20 protein-coding genes are annotated in these 19650 nt (G+C 64.6%); 8 read left to right on the top strand and 12 right to left on the bottom strand.

All coding sequences use genetic code 11. The features are described from left to right. Positions 1–12: 12 nt before the first annotated feature. From V6M50_RS14640 to V6M50_RS14630, 3 genes are all read right to left on the bottom strand, one after another. Positions 13–768 (bottom strand): class I SAM-dependent methyltransferase, encoded by a 756-nt coding sequence (locus tag V6M50_RS14640; protein WP_332819301.1) that lies wholly within the window; start codon positions 766–768, stop codon positions 13–15. Positions 769–854: 86 nt separating this feature from the next. Next, positions 855–1346, bottom strand: a complete 492-nt coding sequence (locus V6M50_RS14635; protein WP_332819300.1) for a DUF2721 domain-containing protein — start codon at positions 1344–1346, stop codon at positions 855–857. Between the two features lie 3 nt (positions 1347–1349). Then, positions 1350–2570, bottom strand: a complete 1221-nt coding sequence (locus tag V6M50_RS14630) for an LL-diaminopimelate aminotransferase (RefSeq protein ID WP_332819299.1) — start codon at positions 2568–2570, stop codon at positions 1350–1352. Positions 2571–2685: 115 nt separating this feature from the next. Between V6M50_RS14630 and V6M50_RS14625 the strand changes: the two genes are divergently transcribed. The 3 genes from V6M50_RS14625 (at position 2686) to clpS (ending at position 5909) form a co-directional block, all read left to right on the top strand. Next, entirely contained in the window at positions 2686–4464 is a 1779-nt protein-coding gene (locus V6M50_RS14625) for a PHA/PHB synthase family protein (protein WP_332819298.1), read from the top strand. A gap of 121 nt (positions 4465–4585) precedes the next feature. Then, a complete protein-coding gene (locus tag V6M50_RS14620; RefSeq protein WP_332819297.1) occupies positions 4586–5338 on the top strand; it encodes a phasin family protein in 753 nt (250 codons plus the stop codon). 208 nt (positions 5339–5546) lie between these two features. Further along, entirely contained in the window at positions 5547–5909 is a 363-nt protein-coding gene (gene clpS / locus V6M50_RS14615) for an ATP-dependent Clp protease adapter ClpS (RefSeq protein WP_443030524.1), read from the top strand. Position 5910: 1 nt separating this feature from the next. On the opposite strand, the gene V6M50_RS14610 is transcribed toward clpS, so the two are convergent. Continuing rightward, the gene (locus tag V6M50_RS14610) at positions 5911–6402 is read right to left on the bottom strand and encodes a winged helix-turn-helix transcriptional regulator (RefSeq protein ID WP_332819295.1); all 492 of its coding nucleotides are present in this window, start codon (positions 6400–6402) and stop codon (positions 5911–5913) included. Positions 6403–6562: 160 nt separating this feature from the next. Here V6M50_RS14610 and V6M50_RS14605 point away from each other — a divergent pair, with 160 nt between their 5' ends. Further along, positions 6563–7288, top strand: a complete 726-nt coding sequence (locus V6M50_RS14605) for an SDR family oxidoreductase (protein ID WP_332819294.1) — start codon at positions 6563–6565, stop codon at positions 7286–7288. Then, entirely contained in the window at positions 7282–7887 is a 606-nt protein-coding gene (locus V6M50_RS14600) for a 2-hydroxychromene-2-carboxylate isomerase (RefSeq protein ID WP_332819293.1), read from the top strand. Before V6M50_RS14605 ends, V6M50_RS14600 begins: the two co-directional genes overlap by 7 nt. Here V6M50_RS14600 and V6M50_RS14595 read toward each other — a convergent pair. Both V6M50_RS14595 and V6M50_RS14590 read right to left on the bottom strand, forming a co-directional pair. Continuing rightward, positions 7884–8810 (bottom strand): DMT family transporter, encoded by a 927-nt coding sequence (locus tag V6M50_RS14595; protein ID WP_332819292.1) that lies wholly within the window; start codon positions 8808–8810, stop codon positions 7884–7886. The genes V6M50_RS14600 and V6M50_RS14595 overlap by 4 nt on opposite strands. An 82-nt stretch (positions 8811–8892) precedes the next feature. Further along, positions 8893–9951, bottom strand: coding sequence for a DUF3011 domain-containing protein (locus V6M50_RS14590; protein WP_332819291.1), 1059 nt, complete (start codon positions 9949–9951; stop codon positions 8893–8895). A 389-nt stretch (positions 9952–10340) separates the two neighbouring features. Here V6M50_RS14590 and murA point away from each other — a divergent pair, with 389 nt between their 5' ends. Beyond that, the gene (gene murA, locus V6M50_RS14585; RefSeq protein WP_332819290.1) at positions 10341–11627 is read left to right on the top strand and encodes a UDP-N-acetylglucosamine 1-carboxyvinyltransferase; all 1287 of its coding nucleotides are present in this window, start codon (positions 10341–10343) and stop codon (positions 11625–11627) included. Positions 11628–11630: 3 nt separating this feature from the next. Here murA and V6M50_RS14580 read toward each other — a convergent pair whose 3' ends face one another. From V6M50_RS14580 to V6M50_RS14560, 5 genes are all read right to left on the bottom strand, one after another. After that, positions 11631–12902: an alpha/beta hydrolase family protein gene (locus V6M50_RS14580; RefSeq protein ID WP_332819289.1), complete on the bottom strand. Its 1272-nt coding sequence runs from the start codon at positions 12900–12902 to the stop codon at positions 11631–11633. Between the two features lie 35 nt (positions 12903–12937). Continuing rightward, complete coding sequence (locus tag V6M50_RS14575) at positions 12938–13897, bottom strand: DMT family transporter (protein ID WP_332819288.1); 960 nt, start codon at positions 13895–13897, stop codon at positions 12938–12940. Continuing rightward, the gene (locus V6M50_RS14570) at positions 13894–14904 is read right to left on the bottom strand and encodes a threonine aldolase family protein (RefSeq protein ID WP_332819287.1); all 1011 of its coding nucleotides are present in this window, start codon (positions 14902–14904) and stop codon (positions 13894–13896) included. Before V6M50_RS14570 ends, V6M50_RS14575 begins: the two co-directional genes overlap by 4 nt. 126 nt (positions 14905–15030) lie before the next feature. Continuing rightward, a complete protein-coding gene (locus V6M50_RS14565) occupies positions 15031–16248 on the bottom strand; it encodes an argininosuccinate synthase (protein WP_332819286.1) in 1218 nt (405 codons plus the stop codon). 77 nt (positions 16249–16325) lie between these two features. After that, positions 16326–16838 (bottom strand): hypothetical protein, encoded by a 513-nt coding sequence (locus tag V6M50_RS14560; protein WP_332819285.1) that lies wholly within the window; start codon positions 16836–16838, stop codon positions 16326–16328. A 133-nt stretch (positions 16839–16971) separates the two neighbouring features. Between V6M50_RS14560 and V6M50_RS14555 the strand changes: the two genes are divergently transcribed. Together V6M50_RS14555 and V6M50_RS14550 are read left to right on the top strand one after the other, a co-directional pair. Then, positions 16972–17931, top strand: a complete 960-nt coding sequence (locus V6M50_RS14555) for a helix-turn-helix transcriptional regulator (RefSeq protein ID WP_332819284.1) — start codon at positions 16972–16974, stop codon at positions 17929–17931. 83 nt (positions 17932–18014) lie between these two features. Then, positions 18015–18416, top strand: coding sequence for a DUF1801 domain-containing protein (locus V6M50_RS14550; protein ID WP_332819283.1), 402 nt, complete (start codon positions 18015–18017; stop codon positions 18414–18416). On the opposite strand, the gene V6M50_RS14545 is transcribed toward V6M50_RS14550, so the two are convergent. Continuing rightward, positions 18404–19642, bottom strand: a complete 1239-nt coding sequence (locus V6M50_RS14545; RefSeq protein WP_332819282.1) for a cyclopropane-fatty-acyl-phospholipid synthase family protein — start codon at positions 19640–19642, stop codon at positions 18404–18406. The genes V6M50_RS14550 and V6M50_RS14545 overlap by 13 nt on opposite strands. Between the last annotated feature and the right edge of the window lie 8 nt (positions 19643–19650).

Genomic DNA, 19650 nt, shown 5'->3' with positions numbered 1-19650 from the left:
GGAGGATCGCAGTCAGACGGGCTTTTTGAACCGCATCATGAACCGGTCGGTCTTGCCGCGGATCGCGGGGTCGAACACATTCTTACTGTGATCGTCCGCCTTGATCCGCAGCGCTTCATTCTCGCCATCGAACACGAAACCCGCGCGCTCCATGTCGGCGCGCACTGTCGCGGCGTCGATGCGGTGCAGTTTTTCGACGACTTCGCGCGTGTTGCCCGCAGGGCCGACATGGTCGACGACGATCACGGTCCCGCCGGGGCGAACCGCGCGAAACCAGTCGGCGACCATCGCATCGACATCGACGCGCGCGAATTTGAACTTTTCGCTTTCCCAATACAGGTCGTGATAGACGAGGTGGGTGAAGATCATGTCGACGCTCTTCGGCGCGAGCGCCATCTGGTTCACCGGCCGCACCATCGGCGCCATGTTCGGATGGGCTTTTAGCAGCGTGGCCCAGGTGTCAGCCTTGTGGAACCCGGGCGAATTCATCGGGATCACCGTGCCCTTGGGGCCGACCAGGTCCGCGAGCATCTCGCTATAATAGCCATTGCCCGCGAGCAGGTCGGCGACGGTCGACCCGGGCTTCACTTGCGCAAATTCCAGCACCGCGGCCGGCTGACGCCCTTCGTCCTGTTTGCGGTTGTCGGCGATCCGCTGCTTGTCGGCGACGGCGGCGGCGACCGCCTTGTCGGGTGCCGCCGCAACGGCCGGTGCGGCGAACAACATCGCCGCACCGAGCAGCGGCGTCAAAAGTCGACATTTGTGCATTGCATCCTCCCCAGTTTCGGCCCCGGTTCTGGCCGCTCGCCGTCAGGATGGCGAGCGCGCTTCGACCAGCCGCCGCCGCGCATCTATCAGCGGCGGTCGCGCCGCCGCTTCCAGCCCATTTCTTCGAGTTCGAGCAGTTCCATCGGCACATGGATGTTGCGGATCGCCATCCGCACCTCGATCAGGAACAGCACCAATGATGCGAGCAGCAGCAGCATCGCGATCGCGAACGCCCACGACGCGGCGAGCCCCAGATTGAACCCGGCGATCGCCTGCGCAAACAGCAAGGCGACGAGCAGGCACACGACGATCCCGCACGCGACCGCGGCGGCGATCGCATTGTTGATCACGTCCATCCGCCGGTCGGCCGCGCGCAGTTCGGCGACGACGCGCTCATGCTCCTGCCCCTCGGTCTCGGCCCAGCGCTCCATCAGCGCCCGCGAACGGTCGACGACTCGCGACAACCGGCCCGTCAGGACGTTGAGGAGGCTGCCCGTGGCGACGAGCAGGAACACCGGGGTGACCGAGAGCTGGATCGTCTCGGCGATCATCGCCGAGCCAGCGGGGTCAGGACCCATGAATCAGCCTTCGCCGGCCGCCGCCACCGACGGCGTATTGACGCCGTGCAGCTGCAGGAATTTGCGGACATTGCGCGCCGCTTGGCGGATGCGCTGCTCATTCTCGACCATCGCGATGCGGACGAACCCTTCGCCGTCCTCGCCATAACCGACCCCCGGCGCGACCGCGACCTTGGCATGGGTCAGCAGTTGCTTGGAGAACTCGAGGCTGCCCATCTCCTTGAGCGCGGGGGGCAGCGGCGCCCAGGCGAACATCGACGCCTTCGGGCTCGGGATGTCCCAGCCGGCGCGGGCAAAGCTTTCGACCATCACGTCGCGGCGCTTCTGGTAAAGTTCGCGGTTGCGCGCGACGATGTCCTGCGGCCCGTTGAGCGCCGCGCAAGCCGCAGCCTGGATCGGCGTGAAGGCGCCATAGTCGAGATAGGATTTGACCCGCGTCATCGCCGCGATCAGCCGTTTGTTGCCGACCGCAAAGCCCATGCGCCATCCGGCCATCGAATAGGTTTTCGACATCGAGGTGAACTCGACCGCGACATCCTTCGCACCCGGGACCTGCAGGATCGAGGGGGTCGGGTTGCCGTCGTAATAGAGCTCCGAATAGGCAAGGTCCGAAAGCACCCAGACCTTGTTCTCCTTCGCCCACGCGACCAGCCGTTCGTAAAAGGCGAGGTCAACCGTCTCGGCGGTCGGGTTCGACGGATAGTTGACGACGAGGATCGACGGGCGCGGCACGGTGAACGCCATCGCGCGGTCGAGCGCGCGCCAATAGGCTTCGTCGGGCGTCGTCGGCACGCTGCGGATCGTCGCGCCGGCGATGATGAAGCCGAAGGTGTGGATCGGATAGCTGGGGTTCGGCGCGAGCACGACGTCGCCCGGGCCAGTGATCGCGGTCGCGAGGCTCGCGAGCCCTTCCTTCGATCCCATCGTGACGACAACCTCGCTCTCGGGATCGAGTTCGACGTTGAAGCGGCGCGCGTAATAATTGGCCTGCGCGCGGCGGAGGCCCGGAATGCCCTTCGACTGCGAATAGCCGTGCGCGTCGGGCTTCATCGCGACTTCGCATAATTTTTCGATCACATGCGCGGGCGGCGGCAGGTCCGGATTGCCCATTCCCAGGTCGATGATGTCTTCGCCTGCGGCGCGGGCGGCCGCACGCATCGCATTGACTTCAGCGATGACATAGGGCGGCAGGCGCTTGATGCGATAGAATTCATCTTCGGACATGGGAAACTAGAACAACTCCTTTACGTTGGATCATGAAAGCACGCGAACGGCTCCTCGCCAGCCGCGCCGCGGCTTGTTATAGGCATTCTATCCGCACTGACCAGCAGGAACAAACATGAGCGATACGGGCAAGAACGACATGACCGAAGCGCCCAATCCCTTCATGCCGTCGCCCGATGATATGCAGCATTGGGGGAGCGTCATCGGCCGCGCGCAGCAGATGATGCTCGAATATGCGCTGGGCCAGGCAAACGACGGCAACACGAGCGCCGCCGCGCTGTTCGATCCCGCCAAATGGCTGGACAATCCAGCGACGCAGATGTGGACGCAGCAGTCGTCGAAGATGTGGGAACAGGGCGTCGCCTTCTGGACCTCGCTCGCCAGCATCGGCCAGCCGATCGCCCCCGACGCGCCGCCCGAAGCTGCCAAGGATCGCCGCTTCACCGACCCCGACTGGACGGCCAATCCGGTGTTCGCGATGATCCGCCAGACCTATGGCCTGCTCGCCGACCAGATGCTGGCGACGACGCGCCAGCTCGAAGGGCCCGACGCCGCGGCGCGCGCGAAGATGGAATTTGCAGCGAAAGCCATGGCCGACGCGATGGCGCCAACCAATCTGGCGCTCACCAATCCCGAGGTCATCAAGCGCGCAGTCGAGACGCGCGGCGAAAGCCTGCTCAAGGGGCTTCGCCACATGCTCAACGACCTTTCGCGCGGGCAGCTCAGCCATGTCGATCCCGACGCGTTCGAGGTTGGGGTCAATATCGCGACGACGCCGGGCAAGGTGATCCACGAGACCGACCTCTACCAGCTCATCCACTACACACCGACGACGAAAGAGGTGCTTGGCGTCCCCCTCCTCATCTTCCCGCCGTGGATCAACCGCTTCTATATCCTCGATCTGAATCCGGCGAAGAGCTTCGTCGCCTGGGCGGTCGAGCAGGGCCTCAGCGTGTTCGTCGTGTCGTGGAAATCGGCCGACGCGTCGATGAAGGATGTCGTCTGGGACGATTATATCGCGGCGCAGGTCGACGCGATCGACACGGTGCGCGCGGTACTCGATGTGCCTGCGGTCCACACGATCGGCTATTGCGTCGCCGGCACCACGCTTGCCGCGACGCTCGCGATGCTTTCGGCACGAGGCGAAGCCGACAAGGTGAAGTCGGTGACCTTCTTCACCGCGCAGGTCGATTTCGAACATGCCGGCGACCTCAAGATGTTCGTCGACGACAGCTATCTCGCGCTGCTCGAGCAGCTCTCGGCACCCGGCTTCCTCGACGGGCGCTATATGGCGGCGACCTTCAACAGCTTGCGCGGACGCGACCTGATCTGGAATTATGTCGTCAGCAATTATCTGCTCGGCAATGACTATCCGCCCTTCGACCTCCTCTACTGGAACGGCGACACGACGAACCTGCCCGCGAAATGGCATCGGCAGTATCTGGTCGACCTTTACCGCGACAATCGCATGGTAATCCCGAACAGCCTGTCAGTGCTAGGCACGCCGATCGACCTCAGGAAGATCACGACCCCCGCCTATATCCAGGCGGGGCGCGAAGATCATATTGCGCCGCTCGCCAGCGTCTGGCGGCTGATGGATCATCTCTCGGGGCCGAAGACCTTCCTGCTCGCGGGCTCGGGCCATATTGCGGGGGTGGTGAACCCGCCCGCCGCGGGCAAATATCAATATTGGACCGGCGACAGCAAATCCGCGACGCTCGACGATTTTGTTGCGAACGCGAGTGAGACCAAGGGCAGCTGGTGGCCGCACTGGATCGAATGGATTTCGGTACAGGATAGCGCAAAAACCCCCGTAAAAGGGGCGCGCATCCCCGGAAAAGGCGCCAAAAAGGCGATCGAGGATGCCCCCGGTCGCTATGTCAAACAGCGGTAATATCGGGCGAATATAAGGCCAACGAGGCGGCGATCGAAGTTTTTTGTGCACTGCACAAAAATATCCTTGAAATCGTCACGCCGCTCCTATATTGTGCACTGCAACATAGAGGAGTAAACCGATGGCTACCAAGATGGATAGTGCCGAAAAGGCTTTCGAAGCCGCGACGCTGGAAACCGCGCCCAAGCCGGTGGCAACTCCCGCCGCGCCGGTTGAAGCTGCCGCTCCGGCCGCAGTGAAGGCCGCCCCGGCCCCCGCAAAGATCAAGACGGTGAAGGCAAAAGCCAAGCCGGCCGCGAAAAAGGCTGTCGCCCCCAAGGCGGTTGCCAAGAAGGTCGCCCCCAAGAAGGCGACTGTGAAAATTGCATCCAAGCCCCTTAAGGCCGCACCGAAGCCGGTCGCAGCCGCCACCAAAGGATTCAAGACCATGAACGACACCGTCAAGAAGTTCGCCGACGAAGCGAAGACCCGCACCGAAGCCCTGACCGCCGACTTCAACGAGAAGGCGAAGGAAGCCATGGCCAAGACCAGCAAGCTTGCTGAAGAAGCCGTCGAATTCAACAAGGCAAACGTCGAAGCGCTCGTCGAAGCCGGCAAGATCGCTGCCAAGGGTATCGAATCGCTCGGCCAGGAAGGCGTGACCTTCGCTCGCAAGAGCTTCGAAGACACGACCGCGGCGCTGAAGGGCTACACCGCCGTCAAGACCCCGGCCGACTTCTTCAAGCTCTATGCCGAAAACAGCAAGAAGGCTTTCGACGCCGCTGTTGCGCAGACCTCGAAGACCAGCGAACTCGTCGTCAAGCTGACGAACGAAAGCTTCGCGCCGATCTCGAACCGCGTTTCGGTTATCACTTCGAAGCTGAAGGCCGCCTAAGGGCTTTCAACTTCCGTTGGCGCGGGCCTTCCCCCTCCCTCCCCGCCTGCGCCGACACCCCCAAGGCCGCTCGCTTCTTCAGGAAGCGGGCGGTTCTTGTTTTTGGGGCCCCCTACCCCGCGCCGGCGCCTGGCTGGCGAACAAGAGGTTAAAATCCGCGCGCCCGCCCCTTGCGCTTCGCCCGTGGCTTGCGATATTCCTGCCGATGATGCTTCCTGTTTTCACCTCCCACCCGGTCCGCGCGATGGCGGACAAGGACGACGGCTCGCCCAGCACCCCCGGCGTCGGCATCGCGACGCGCACCCGCGCCAAGGCGAAGAAGCCGTCGATGTACAAGGTGCTGCTGCTCAACGACGATTATACGCCGATGGAATTCGTCGTGATGGTGCTGCAGCGTTTCTTCAACATGGACATCGAACAGGCGACACAGGTCATGCTGCACGTCCACCAGCAGGGTGTCGGCGTGTGCGGCGTGTTCAGTTATGAGGTCGCCGAGACCAAGGTGAACCAGGTGATGGACGCCGCGCGGCAGAACCAGCATCCGCTGCAATGCACGCTGGAAAAGGCCTGATCTAGCCCACCCGCGCCGCCTGCTCGGCCTTGAGCGCCGGCGAAGGCTCGCCCTTCAAATCGCCATAGCGGAGCGGCTCACCGCAACCGGGGCACACTATCGCCGTTCCGACATCGGCACCGCAGGCTCGATGAAAATAGCGCATCGCCGGCCCACCGCCCGTCTCGTCCGGCGCATAAGCCCAGCGTTCGGCCCAGTTGCGCATCGCGTAAAGGACGTCGAACAGATCCTTGCCCTTGGCGGTCAGCCGATACTCGTGGCGGACCGGACGTTCCTGATATGCGCGTCGCTCCACGACGCCTTCGACCAGTAGCCGCTTGAGTCGCGCCGACACCAGTTGCGGGCCGAGTCCGGTATTGGCGGCGATGATCTCGAACCGCCGGTTGCCAAAGAACAGGTCGCGCAGGATCAACAGCACCGCGCGGTCGCCGAGCAGCTCGGCCGATCGCCCGACGGGGCAGAAAGTGTCCGACAGATCCGCGCGTTTTGGCATGTATCCCGCACCTCCTCTTCTTCGTCATTCCCGCGAAAGCGGGAACCCAGCCCGCAACAGTAGCTCGCTGGGTTCCCGCTTTCGCGGGAATGACGAGAGAAATTAACCCTTGTCACTATGATTATCATAGTTACTATCAGGCGCAAGAGGAGAGTCGTTTATGTCCGCAGCCGTCATCATCGGGGCCGGAGACGCCACCGGCGGCGCCATCGCCCGTGCCTTCGCCGCCGAAGGGCTTACCGCCTGCGTCAACCGCCGGACACGCAACGCCGACGCGCTCGAGGCACTCGCACAATCGATCCGCGACGATGGACACAAGGCGCGCGCATTCCCCGGCGACGCGCGCGAAGAAGAAGCGATGATCGGCCTGTTCGATCAGGTCGAGGCCGAGGTCGGCCCGATCGAGGTTGCGGTGTTCAACATCGGTGCCAATGTGAATTTCCCCATCGTGGAGACGACGGTGCGCGTTTACACCAAGGTCTGGGAAATGGCCTGCCTCGGCGGCTTCCTGATGGGACGCGAGGCCGCGAAACATATGGCCCCGCGCGGCCGCGGCACGATCATCTTCACCGGCGCGACCGCGTCCTTACGCGGCGGATCGGGCTTTTCGGCCTTCTCGGGCGCCAAGGGCGCGCTCCGCATGCTCGCCCAATCGATGGCGCGCGAACTGGGACCGCAGGGCATTCATGTCGCACATACGATCATCGACGGCGCGATCGACACCGATTTCATCCGTCAACGGCACCCCGATTTTGACAATGCGAGGGCGCAGGACCTCGTCCTCAATCCGCAAGCGATCGCCGCCAATTATGTGATGCTCCACAAGCAGCCCAAAAGCGCCTGGACTCACGAACTCGACCTGCGTCCCTGGGGAGAAAAATGGTGACCAAAAGCCTCGAACTCATCTTCGATTTCGGCAGCCCCAACGCCTATCTGTCGATGAAGGCGCTTCCCGAACTGCTCGATCGCACCGGTGCCGACCTTGTCATCACACCATGCCTCTTGGGCGGCATCTTCAAGGCGACGGGCAACAAGGCGCCAATGATCCAATATGCCGACGCCCCGGCCAAGCTCGCCTATGAGAATCTCGAAATGCGGCGCTTCATCGAACGCCACCGCCTGACCAAATTCCGCATCAATCCGCACTTCCCGGTCAACACGCTGACGATCATGCGCGGCGCGATCGTCGCCGACGACGAAGGCAATCTCGACGATTATGTCGACGCGGTGAACCGCGCGATGTGGGAGGACGGGCTGAAGATGGACGACCCCGAGGTGATCGCCACCTTCCTGTCGGCGAACGGCTTCGACGGCCCCGCGCTCCTTGCCCGGACGCAGGAGCCCGCGATCAAGGCCAAGCTCGCCCAAAATACCGAAGCTGCCGTCGCGCGCGGCGTGTTCGGCATTCCGACCTTTTTCATCGATGGAGACATGTTTTTCGGCAAGGACCGGCTGGTGCAGGTCGAGGAAGCACTCGGCCGCTAAGCCGCAGTTTCCGCTGGCTGCGCCGGACGCCCCGCGACCAATATGCCCGCGACGATCAGCGTCAGCCCGGCGATGTGGAACAGGTGCAGCACCTCGCCGAGGAAAAGCATCGCCAGTCCCGCGCCCATCAACGGCATCACATTCATATATTGGCCCGTCGCCGCCGAACCGATCAGATCGACCCCGCGGTTGAAGAAAAGATAGGCGAGGAAAGACGGAAAAACCGACACATAGGCGATCGCCAGCGCACTGCCCGCCACCGGGACGATCAACCTGCCCGACCAGAGCTCCAACGCATAAACCGGCGCGATGACGGCAATTCCGACCAGGATCGAGGCCGCAAGGAAGCTGAGCGGATGGACCGGCGGCCGGCGGCGGAGCAGCACCGAATAAAGCGCCCACAGCAGCACCGCACCGCCGATGATCGCATCGCCGATATTGAGCCGCAGCGCGATCAGCATCTGCGGGTCGCCGCGCCCGATGATGATCAGCACCCCCGCAAGCGAGATCAGCACGCCGGCGACCTGGCGCAGGCTCGTGCCGTCACCCATTACCAGCGCCCCGACGATCAGGATCAGCGCCGGCTGCGCCGACTGGATCAGCATCGAATTGAGCGCAGTGGTGGTTTGCAGGCCGGTGTAAAGCAGGATGTTGAACGAACCGATCGCCAGCGCGCCCAGGACCATGATGATCGGCCAGTTCGCCCGCAGCGCGGGCCAATCGCGCTTCAGATGCGGCCAGGCGAGCGGCAGCAGCAGCGCAAGCGCGATCGTCCAGCGCCAGAAGGACAGCGCCGCCGGCGGCACGAGATCGCGCGCGGCGCGCCCAACGATCGAATTTCCGGCCCAGAAAAGCGCGGTCATCGTCAACAGCAGATAGGCCCGCGACCAAAGCGCCGCAGCGGGCCCACCATGTTTCATCATCGCGTCAGGCCCTGCCTCCGTCTCGAAATCCGTCGCCGCGGCTTTGGCCGCGGTGACGGAATATCGGAAACGCTTCAGCTATCTAGCTGAAATCGAGCTGGATGATGTCGCTCGGCGTCGCGCGGCAATACATTTCGATCGCGCGTGCGCCGTCGGGATAGGTCGCGGTCATCGACGCCCGGATCCGCCAGCCGCCATTGCCCTGTTCGAGCGAGACCAGCTTGTCATAGGACAGCCGGGTTCCGCCGGTCACCCCGATCTGGCGCGCCGCATCGTTCATGCAATTTTGCACCGACGGCCGCGCCGCGCTTGGCAGCGCGGACAGATTGGCACTCAGCGTCGCCGGCGGACCTGCGGGATAGGTTGCGGGCGCTTCGACCGCCGTCTCTTCGCCCGACGGCGATTTTTTCTTCTTGCTGAGGAGCAGCGCGAGCAGCCCGCCGGCGACGACGACGCCGCCGATGATCAGCCCGGTGCTCGGCCCCTTGTCCTTATCCTTGGGCGGCCGGACATTCCGGTACCCATAGCCGAATTCGGCACGGCAGCCCTTGTCCGCCCACACATAATCGGCCGTGTAGCCCCATTGCCGGCCAGCGTTGCATTTACCGCCGAGCTTGTACAGCAGATCGACGCGATTGTTGGTCGGAACATTGCACTGTTCGTAGCGATTGCCGCGCGATTCACAGCGCAGCGTCCCCGCATAGTCATTGACCGGCTGCGGCAGCGGCGTCGGATAGCCGCCATCATTGGCATAGCCATAGGCGAAATCGGCGCGGCAGCCGTCCGACACCCAGATTTGCGTGGCGGTGAAACCCCAGTCGCGCCCCTTCGAGCAGCGCCCGCCGATCACCCGCTGCAGGTCGACGCGATTGCCGGTGCGGACATTGCAGCGCTGCATATTGTTGTTCCGCGATTCGCAGCGGAGCGTTCCCGCATAGCCATAGCCCGGCGAAGGCTGGACGATCTCCGGTCCACCCGGACGTGGCGGCTGGATTTGCGGGCCGCCCGGAGTTGGCTGGACGACCACCGGTCCACCCGGCGGCGGGTAAGGCAGCGTCGTCGCTTGTGGCATCGCCGGGACAGCAAGCTGGCTGGCGATGAACGTAGCCGTAGTGACGATCGTGACGACCCTATTCCGCATGACCTTCTCCCCTTTTGAAAAGTCGTTTCGGTTGCACGCTGCCCTTTTCAACCCAAATATCGACGCGAATAGTTTCATATTTTGGACTGAAAATCCACGGCAAAAGCCGGGTGCCATAAGCGACTACTTAACCATGGACGCTTTTTCCCTTAGTTCGCCGGAGCGATTAGCTTGGCACCCGGTCAACCAACCACAACGGGGGGACGGACGACCACTTCAATCGTCGACGGCAGCGTGGAATCCGCCGCGCACCCGCGCGCCCCTGTCGATCTTTCGCAGCATCACTTTCGGGTCCGACAGCGGGCCGACGCACACGATCAGGAACGCCGTCGTACCGTCATCCGCCCAGCCCCGCTTGCACCGGCGTTCGCATCCGCTAAAGACAGCCGATGGATCAAATCGTCATTCGCGGCGGCCAGCGACTCAAGGGCCGTATCCCCATCTCCGGCGCCAAGAATGCGGCGCTCACCCTGCTGCCTTGCGCGCTGCTCACCGACGAGCCGCTGACGCTGCGCAACCTGCCGCGCCTCGCCGACGTCGACGGCTTCGGGCACCTGCTCAACCAGCTCGGCTGCTCGACGACGATCGAGGGTTCGCGGCCCGAGGATTTCGGCCGCGTGATGACCGCGCGCACGACGACGCTGACGTCGACCGTCGCGCCCTATGACATCGTGCGCAAGATGCGCGCGTCGATCCTCGTGCTCGGCCCGCTGCTCGCGCGCGCGGGCGAGGCGACGGTGTCGCTGCCCGGCGGCTGCGCGATCGGCAACCGCCCGATCGACCTGCACCTGAAAGCGCTCGAAGCGTTCGGCGCCGAGATCGAGCTCGCGTCGGGCTATGTGAAAGCGAGCGCGCCGGGTCACGGACGCCTTCCCGGCGGCAAATTCACCTTCCCCGTCGTGTCGGTTGGCGCAACCGAAAATGCCCTGATGGCCGCGGTGCTCGCCAAGGGCACCTGCGTGCTCGGCAATGCGGCGCGCGAGCCCGAAATCGTCGACCTGTGCAACTGCCTCGTGGCGATGGGCGCGCATATCGACGGCATCGGCACCGAAACGCTGATCATCGAAGGCGTCGACCGGCTGCACGGCGCGACCTATCGCGTGATGGCTGACCGCATCGAGGCGGGCAGCTACGCCTGCGCCGCGGTGATTACCGAGGGCGACGTCGAGCTGGTCGGTGCCAAGGCCGACGAGATGGAGGCGACGCTCTCGGCACTCCGCCAAGCCGGCGCGACGGTCGAGGAAACCAAGGGCGGCATCCGCGTCGCCATGTCCGGCCGCGCCGAACCTGTCACGCTGTCGACCGCGCCCTATCCGGGCTTTGCCACCGACATGCAGGCGCAGTTCATGGCGATGGCGACGCTGGGCAAGGGCGCTTCGCTGTTTACCGAAACGATTTTCGAGAACCGCTATATGCACGTCCCCGAACTGGCGCGCATGGGCTGCGACATCGACGTACGCGGCCGCAGCGCGGTGGTCCGCGGGGTCGATCATCTGGTCGGCGCGCCCGTGATGGCGACCGACCTGCGCGCGTCGATGAGCCTGATCATCGCCGGCCTCGCCGCCCAGGGCACGACCGAGGTCAACCGCGTCTATCACCTCGACCGCGGTTACGAACGGCTCGAAGAGAAGCTCCAGGCGGTCGGCGCCGACATCGAGCGGATCAGCGCGGGTTAGACGTCAGGATTTGGGCGTCAGGCGTTCGGCATGGCCATAGGCGCCGCGCACGTCGCGTTTGATCCAATCGCCGAGCAGTTTCAGATAACCGTCGGTAATCCGCGTAACATGGCGTTCGCCATCGGCATCGGTGGTAAATTCCCACATGCCATGATCGGTCTGGGGAAAGAGATAGACGTCGACCGACTTGCCTTCCTTCGCGAGGCCGAGCAGCGCGGCGCGCGTCGTTTCGATCGGCGCCTCACGATCCTCGCCCGCGAGCACCCATAGCAGCGACGCATCGAGCTTTTTCAAAGCCGCGACCGCATCATAGTCCCAGATCAGTTCGAGATTGTCGACGCGCGCACGGCCGATCCGGCGCAGCTCGTCGTTCGGCATGCGCGCGATCGCGCCGCTATATTCGCCCTCGACCTTCGCGGCCCACGGCTTGTCCGCCATCTCGCGCCGCACCGCATCGAGTGCATCATAGCCCTCGCGAAAATCGGACAGCAGCAACCGCGCCGTCGCCTGCGACAGGCGATTGACCAACGCGACGGCATCGCCCCCCAACCCCGCGGCGCGGACCTCGGACACCATCTGCTCGCGATCCTCCTCGATCGGCGAGGCAACGAGGCCGAAGCCGATCGCGACGAAATCGGCCTTGGTGCGCGTCGCGGCGAGCGGCGCGACCCAGCCGCCCTGGCTGCCGCCGAAGAAGCCTGCGCGCCCGAAGCGCCCCGCCGCCATGCTTCGCGCCTGGTCGAGTGCCTGCGCGGCATCCTCGGCGAGCAATTCGAAATTCTGCGTATATTCGCCCTCGGACCCGCCGGTGCCGCGCTTGTCATAGACGAACACCGAAATCCCCTGCGCCGCCATCGCATAGCCATAGAGGCCGCCGATCGGCGAGGTGCGTTCGGACCCGTGCACCATGACGACAAGCGGTCGCTTCGCATCGGATGCGCCCGGCGGTTCGATCAGCACGCCGGTCATTTTCGTGCCGACGCTATCGAAGGTTGTGGGGGTCTCGCGAAAGGCGATCCGCGCCCAACGCTTGCCGCCCACCGTCACCGCGTCGGTGCCGCACGTCAGCGGGACACCGGCCTCGGTCGTCGCGCCGCGGCGGCCGTCGCGGAACATATAGCGCAGCCCCGGCGCCGCAACGCTTGGCGACGGCACCAGCACGACAAAGTCACTATCAGGGGCGGCATAGGTGCCCGGCTGGCACGCGGTCTGCGCAAAGACGGGCGTCGCCGGAAGGGCTGCGAGTAGAAGAAGGGTGCTGCCGAGATGTTTCATGTCACCGTCTTATTAAAACAATACACCGATAGCAACTAGGTCTCGCGCTGAACCGGAACCGAAACCATATTGCCGCTGATCGTTGGCCGCTCGGGCCGTTTCGCGACCGCAATCACCAGCCCGATCAGCGCCACCACGCCGCCAGCGATCGACAGCGTTGCCCAGTGATACCCCTCGAACAGCGTCGAAAAGCCCATCGCGATGATCGGGATCAGCACGCTCGACCACGCCGCCTGCCCCGGCCCGACGGCGCGAATGATATTGAAATAGAGCGGAAAGGTCACAGCGCTCGCGATCAGGCCCAGATAGAGGACGCCGCCCACATAAGCCGCGGTCGGCTCGATCACCGGCTGACCGGTAGTGATCCACGCAAAGGCGCCGTCGGCCAGCGTGCCGAACAGCATCGCCCACGCGATCATCACCGTCATCGACTGCGCCCGCGCAATGCGTGTTCCCTGCATGACATTGGCGATCGACGCGCTGGTAACGCCCGCCAGCGTGAAGGCCGTCCCGGTCAGCACCGCCGCCGGCCCGAGCGCCGCGGCGCAATATTCGTGGAGGATCATCATGCCGACCCCGACGATGGCAATCCCTGCCCCGGCAAGGAAGCGCCGCTCGAGCGGGGTCTTCAGGAAGAGACGGCCAAGCAATGTATTCGGGACGATCAGCAGCGCGAACAGCACCGCGACAAGGCCCGAGGTGATATGCTGCTCGGCGCGGTAGACGAAGTTGAAGTTGAACGCGAACTGCGCGATGCCGAGGATCAGGGCAAAGGCAAGCGCGGGGCCGCCCGGCCACAGTCGCTCGCGCCGGATGATGGCAAAGGCGAACATGGCGATGCCCGCGACCGCGAACCGATAGGTCACCGACCAGCTGGGCGGCACGACGCCGAGTTGGCCCGTGATGACGATCCACGTCGAACCCCAGATCAGCGTCACCAGCATGAAGGGCAGCAGGATGCGCGGATTGAGCAGCGTCAGCGGCTGCTCGCTCATAGCGCGCCGATCGCAGCCGCCAGCGGCGCGACCGCCTCCGCATCCTGATCCCAACTGACGACCATGCGCGCCGCGCCTTCGCCCCAGTCGTAGAAGTCAAACCCGGCTCCGCGCAGCGTCGCCGCTTCCTCGGCGGTCAGGCGCACGAACAGCTCGTTCGCCTCGACCGGGTGCATCAATCGGCCGCCGCACGCCGCCGCCAGCTTGGCCGCACCCGCATTGGCGGCGCGCGCGTTGGCGAGCCACAGGTCGTTCGCCAGCATCGCGCGGATCTGCGCCGCAACAAAGCGCCCCTTGCTGAGCAGATGCCCGCCGCGTTTCTTGAGTTCGCGCACCCCGGCCCCGCCGCTACCGCCGAAAAAGACGATCGCTTCGGCCATCATCGCGCCATTTTTGGTGAAGCCGAAGGACAGGGCATCGACCCCGACGCGCCAGGTCACGTCGGCGGGGGCGCAGCCGAGGAACGCGACGGCGTTGGCGAAGCGTGCGCCGTCCATATGTAGTTTCATATCCCGGCCCTTGGCGATCTCGCTGATCTCGCCAATCTCTTGCGCGCGCCACGACAGCCCATATTCGGTCGCATTGGTGATGCTGACCGCCGCGGGCTGGACCTGGTGCACATCCTGCCGGATCCCGGCGATGCGGGCCTTCAATGCCTCGGTATCGATCTTCGCGCCGCGGCCGGGCAACGGCATCAGCTTGGCGCCGCCCGAATAGAAGGTCGGCGCGCCGCATTCGTCGACCTCGATATGCGCTTCCTCGTAACAGAGGATGCCCTGCCACGGCCGCACGAAATGGGCGAGAATGATGCTGTTCGCCGCCGTTCCGGTGGGGATCCAAACGACCTCGCAATCGGTTTCGAACAGGTCGGAGAAGGCGGCGTCGAGCGACTGGCTGAGCGCGTCGCCGTCATAGGCGGTATCGACATGGTTGGCGGCCGCCAGCGCATCCATCACCACGGGATGGACGGTCGCGGCATTGTCGGAGAAAAAACGGGTCGCAGTCATGGATCGCGCCTTAGCGCAGGTCATGACGCCATGCTAACCCTTCATTTCATTTGGCTTCCATCGGGCGGCGTGGGATCGTTCCTTCGGCTGAAACCGGATCAATCTCGCGCGCCCGGCGGATCCAGCTCAGCGATCACGCTTGGCGAGCAGCTTCAGGCGTAGCGCGTTGAGTTTGATGAAGCCCGCCGCATCCTTCTGGTCATAGGCGCCGGCATCATCCTCGAAAGTCACGTGACGCTCGCTGTAGAGGCTGTTCGGCGACCTGCGGCCGACGACGCTCGCATTGCCCTTGTAGAGCTTGAGCCGCACCGTTCCGCTGACCTTTTCCTGGCTGTGGTCGATCGCCGCCTGCAGCATCTCGCGCTCGGGCGCGAACCAGAAGCCGTTGTAGATGAGCTCGGCATATTTCGGCATCAGCTCGTCCTTGAGGTGCGCCGCGCCGCGGTCGAGGGTGATGCTTTCGATGCCGCGATGCGCACGGGCATAGATTTCGCCGCCCGGCGTTTCGTACATGCCGCGCGACTTCATGCCGACGAAGCGGTTTTCGACGAGGTCGAGGCGGCCGATGCCGTGCGTGCGGCCGAGGTCGTTGAGCGCCGCGAGCAAGGTCGCGGGCGACATCGCCTGCCCGTTCAGCGCGACGCCGTCGCCGCGCTCGAAATCGATCGTGATATATTCGGGGGTGTCGGGCGCATCCTCTGGATTGACCGTGCGCGAATAGACATAGTCGGGGGTCTCATCCCACGGATTTTCAAGGACCTTGCCCTCCGACGAGGTGTGGAGGAGATTGGCGTCGGTCGAGAAGGGGCTTTCGCCGCGCTTGTCCTTGGGCACCGGAATCTGGTGCTGCTCGGCGAAGGCGATCAGCGCGGTACGGCTCGCCAGATCCCATTCGCGCCACGGCGCGATCACCTTGATGTCGGGGTTCAGCGCATAGGCGCTGAGCTCGAAGCGTACCTGGTCGTTGCCCTTGCCCGTCGCGCCATGCGCGACCGCGTCGGCGCCGGTTTCCCTGGCGATCTCGACGAGGCGCTTGGAAATCAGCGGCCGCGCGATCGAGGTGCCGAGCAGATAATCGCCCTCATATCGTGCATTGGCGCGCATCATCGGGAAGACGAAGTCGCGAACGAATTCCTCTTTCAAATCGTCGATATAGATATGCTCGGGCTTGATCCCCATCAGCTCGGCTTTCGCGCGCGCCGGCTCCAGTTCCTCGCCCTGCCCCAGGTCGGCGGTGAAGGTCACCACTTCGCAGCCATAGGTCACCTGCAGCCATTTCAGGATGACGCTGGTGTCGAGCCCTCCCGAATAGGCGAGGACGACGCGCTTGAAGGACTCGGACATGATGGCACCCTTGGCGAAGGAAAGACGCGGGCGCGGCTAGCAGTCCGCCGCCAAAGGTGCAACCGGCTTGGGGCTCCTCAGCCGACCCGCGTCCAGTCCATGAACCAGTTATCGTCCCACGTCTTTCCGCCGTCGCGCGAGACGCTCTGGAACCAGCGGTGGCTGGTCGGCGTGATCCGGTCCCACACCCCGCGTTCGAGTTCGCGACGCGCCCCGGCCCCACCGTTGCCATCGATTTCGGACAGGAAGGTGCCGACGCCATCCTCGAATACCCCAAGCTGGCCCGGCACCGCGACAACCCCCGACTTGGCGTTGACCCAATGGTCGGACCAGATTTTCTTTTCGACGTCGAGCAGGCGGAGGCCCATGCCCGAAAAGCCCCGCGCGGGGATGCGCAGTTCCTCGACGCTGGCGACGCCGCCGAGGATGCCGACGACGGTCGCTTCGCCGGGGAATTCGATCCACTTCTCGCCCTCGCGGAATCTATTGTGGATGCGCCATTCGCCGGTGAGGAAATCGAAGTCGCCGGGCTTGCCGACAGGGGCGGGGTTGATGGCGGCAGCGGCGATGGTCGGGATCAGGCTGGACATAAGGACTCCTGCGGAAAGGGCGATAACGGTGCGTCGTTCGATCTGGGTCATGGGTTGCTCCCTTGGTGACCATTCCGTCCTACGCCGCCCATCCTGACATTTTCTGTCAGTTATTTTCTGCTACAGCGAAAAAATGCGCGCGAGCCGCCTTCTCTCGATCCTGATCCTGCTGCAACTGCGCGGACGGCTGACCGCGGCCGACCTCGCGGCCGAATTCGAGGTATCCGAGCGCACCATCTATCGCGACGTCGACGCGCTGAGCGCCGCGGGTGTCCCCGTTTATGGCGACCGGGGACCGGGCGGCGGGTTCCAGTTGCTGGGCGGCTATCGCACGCAGCTCACCGGCCTGTCGGCGGGCGAAGCCGAAGCGACGGCGATGATTGGCTTGCCCGGCCCGGCCGCCGAACTGGGAATCGGCGCAGCGGCAAGCGCGGCGCGCAACAAGCTGCTCGTCGCGCTGCCCGGCGGCGGCGGCGCGCTCGCCGACCGCATGGCGGCGCGTTTCCACCTCGATCCGGTCGACTGGTATCGCGCTGGCGACGCCCTGCCCCATCTGCCCATGATCGCGCGCGCCGTGCTCGACCAACATCCGCTGTCGATGCGCTATGAAAGCTGGCAGGAGACGCGCGACTGGACGGTCGAACCGCTCGGCCTCGTGCTGAAAGCCGGCATCTGGTATCTCGCGGCGCGCGGCGGCGGAAAGATTCGCGTCTTTCGCATGTCGAACATCCAGACCCCGATGGTCGATGTCGCGCCGTTTGAATGGCCCGTCGATTTCCATCTGGCGACATGGTGGCAGGCCGAACAGGCGCGGTTCGAGGCCGAATTGTTCGCCACCGTTGCCGCTGTCCGCGCGTCGCCCGCCGGCTGCAGCCGGCTCGCCGCGCAATCGCCGCGCGGCGCCGAGGCGGTCGCGGGCGCCGGGCCGCCGGGCGCCGACGGCTGGCGCGACATGACGATGCGGATCGAAGACAGCGACCATGGCGCACGCGACATGCTGGCGCTCGGCGCCGGGGTGGAGGTGATCGCGCCGGCCAGCTTTCGCCGCCGCATCGCCATGCTCGCGGGGCAGATCGCGGGGCGGCACGGCTGATTGGAAAATCCGCCGCGCGCCGCTATGATCGCTTCGGGAGAAGCGCCATCGCCAAAGCCGAAATCAAGACCAAGGCGACCGAAGTGTCGGTCGCCGATTTCATCGCCGCCGTTCCCGATGAAAAGCGGCGCGAAGAAGCCGCTATTATCGATGCCATCCACCGACGCGTCACCGGCGACGTCCCGAAAATGTGGGGCCCGTCGATCATCGGCTATGGCAGCTACGACTACACCTATGACAGCGGCCATTCGGGAACGATGTGCCGCGCCGGATTCAGCCCGCGCAAGGCGGCGCTGACCCTCTATCTGATGGGCAATTACGGCAACCGGCAGGCCGAGGCCGACGCCTTGTTCGCGAAGCTCGGCAAGCACAAGACCAGCAAGGCCTGCGTTTATATCAGCAAGCTCGCCGACGTCGATCTGGATGTGCTTGAGAAGATCGTCGCGCTGAGCTGGGACAGCATGAACGAATATTATCCCGAATAGCGTGCGTCCGCCTCGGCCATATAATCGCGCGTCAGCGGCAGCGCGTTGCGGTTACGCGCGAACTGGATCTGGTAATTGCCCATCCCGCCGCTTTCGAACGCCGTCGTCGCGCCCGCGAGGTAGAAGGTCCACATCCGGAAAAAGCGGTCGCCCATCATCGCGATGATCTCGGCCTCGTGCGCGAGGGTGCGCGCATACCACTCGCGCAACGTGAGGGCGTAGTGAAGGCGCAGCGTCTCGACATCGGTGACGATCAGCCGACTCTTCTCGCTCGCCGCCAGCGTCTCGCTGAGCGCCGGGATATAACCGCCGGGGAAGATATATTTGCGCGTGAAGGCATCGGTCGCGCCCGGCCGACCGAAACGGCCGATCGTGTGGAGCAGCATCACGGCGTCGGCGGTCATCAGATTGGCGCAGGCGCGAAAGAAGGTTTCGAAATTCGCCGTGCCAACATGTTCGAACATGCCGACCGACACGATCCGGTCGAAGCGGCCGACCTCGCGCGTGGCAAGATCGCGGTAGTCGATGAGCTCGAAGGTCACGCGGTCGGCGACCCCCGCCGCCTCGGCGCGCTGGCGGGCGAGCGCCAATTGCTCTTCGGATAGGGTGATACCGAGCACCTCGACCTGCTCGAGCTTCGCGAGCGTGATCGCCATGCCGCCCCAGCCGCAGCCGATGTCGAGCACACGCTGCCCCGGCGCGAGCGCCAGCTTCGCGGCGATATGCGCCTTTTTCGCCGCCTGCGCTTCCTCCAGCGTCATGCCGGGCCGCGACCAGTAGGCGCAGCTATACTGCATGTCGTCGTCGAGGAAGAGGCGGTAGAGGTCGTTGCCGATGTCGTAATGATGCGCGACATTGGCGCGCGACTGGCGTTGCCGGTTGATCGAGCCGAGCCGCGTTTTCACCCAGTCGGCGCGGCGGCCGAGCCACGTCTTGTCCTTAAGCCGCGCGCCGCGATCCCACGGCGTGTTCATGCGGATGAGGCCGATGAGGTCCATGATGTCCCCGCCCTCGATCCGCATGTCGCCATCCATGAAAGACTCGGCGGCACCGAGCCGAGGGTCGAGGACGATACGCCGCATCGCGGCGCGGGTCGCAAAGCGGAGGGTGATTTCGGGAAACCCCGCCGACGGCGTGCCGAAATGCTCTTCGACGCCGTCGGGCGCGACGACGGTCAATCGCCCCTGGCGGACTACGCGGGAGAGGAACGGACGCAGAATCGACATTTGTGAGG

Source organism: Sphingopyxis sp. (assembly GCF_036675685.1).
In the GTDB taxonomy this organism is placed as follows: domain Bacteria; phylum Pseudomonadota; class Alphaproteobacteria; order Sphingomonadales; family Sphingomonadaceae; genus Sphingopyxis.
This window is presented reverse-complemented; position numbering and strand designations above follow the sequence as displayed.

Excerpts from the sequence above, each read along its gene's own strand:
- V6M50_RS14640 (WP_332819301.1), bottom strand. The coding sequence starts at position 768 with ATGCACAAATGTCGACTTTTGACGCCGCTGCTCGGTGCGGCGATGTTG.
- V6M50_RS14610 (WP_332819295.1), bottom strand. The coding sequence starts at position 6,402 with ATGCCAAAACGCGCGGATCTGTCGGACACTTTCTGCCCCGTCGGGCGA.
- V6M50_RS14605 (WP_332819294.1), top strand. The coding sequence starts at position 6,563 with ATGTCCGCAGCCGTCATCATCGGGGCCGGAGACGCCACCGGCGGCGCC.
- V6M50_RS14590 (WP_332819291.1), bottom strand. The coding sequence starts at position 9,951 with ATGCGGAATAGGGTCGTCACGATCGTCACTACGGCTACGTTCATCGCC.
- V6M50_RS14580 (WP_332819289.1), bottom strand. The coding sequence starts at position 12,902 with ATGAAACATCTCGGCAGCACCCTTCTTCTACTCGCAGCCCTTCCGGCG.
- V6M50_RS14545 (WP_332819282.1), bottom strand. The coding sequence starts at position 19,642 with ATGTCGATTCTGCGTCCGTTCCTCTCCCGCGTAGTCCGCCAGGGGCGA.
- V6M50_RS14625 (WP_332819298.1), top strand. The coding sequence starts at position 2,686 with ATGAGCGATACGGGCAAGAACGACATGACCGAAGCGCCCAATCCCTTC.
- V6M50_RS14575 (WP_332819288.1), bottom strand. The coding sequence starts at position 13,897 with ATGAGCGAGCAGCCGCTGACGCTGCTCAATCCGCGCATCCTGCTGCCC.
- V6M50_RS14600 (WP_332819293.1), top strand. The coding sequence starts at position 7,282 with ATGGTGACCAAAAGCCTCGAACTCATCTTCGATTTCGGCAGCCCCAAC.
- clpS (WP_443030524.1), top strand. The coding sequence starts at position 5,547 with ATGCTTCCTGTTTTCACCTCCCACCCGGTCCGCGCGATGGCGGACAAG.
- murA (WP_332819290.1), top strand. The coding sequence starts at position 10,341 with ATGGATCAAATCGTCATTCGCGGCGGCCAGCGACTCAAGGGCCGTATC.
- V6M50_RS14565 (WP_332819286.1), bottom strand. The coding sequence starts at position 16,248 with ATGTCCGAGTCCTTCAAGCGCGTCGTCCTCGCCTATTCGGGAGGGCTC.
- V6M50_RS14630 (WP_332819299.1), bottom strand. The coding sequence starts at position 2,570 with ATGTCCGAAGATGAATTCTATCGCATCAAGCGCCTGCCGCCCTATGTC.
- V6M50_RS14595 (WP_332819292.1), bottom strand. The coding sequence starts at position 8,810 with ATGATGAAACATGGTGGGCCCGCTGCGGCGCTTTGGTCGCGGGCCTAT.
- V6M50_RS14620 (WP_332819297.1), top strand. The coding sequence starts at position 4,586 with ATGGCTACCAAGATGGATAGTGCCGAAAAGGCTTTCGAAGCCGCGACG.
- V6M50_RS14555 (WP_332819284.1), top strand. The coding sequence starts at position 16,972 with ATGCGCGCGAGCCGCCTTCTCTCGATCCTGATCCTGCTGCAACTGCGC.
- V6M50_RS14635 (WP_332819300.1), bottom strand. The coding sequence starts at position 1,346 with ATGGGTCCTGACCCCGCTGGCTCGGCGATGATCGCCGAGACGATCCAG.
- V6M50_RS14560 (WP_332819285.1), bottom strand. The coding sequence starts at position 16,838 with ATGTCCAGCCTGATCCCGACCATCGCCGCTGCCGCCATCAACCCCGCC.
- V6M50_RS14570 (WP_332819287.1), bottom strand. The coding sequence starts at position 14,904 with ATGACTGCGACCCGTTTTTTCTCCGACAATGCCGCGACCGTCCATCCC.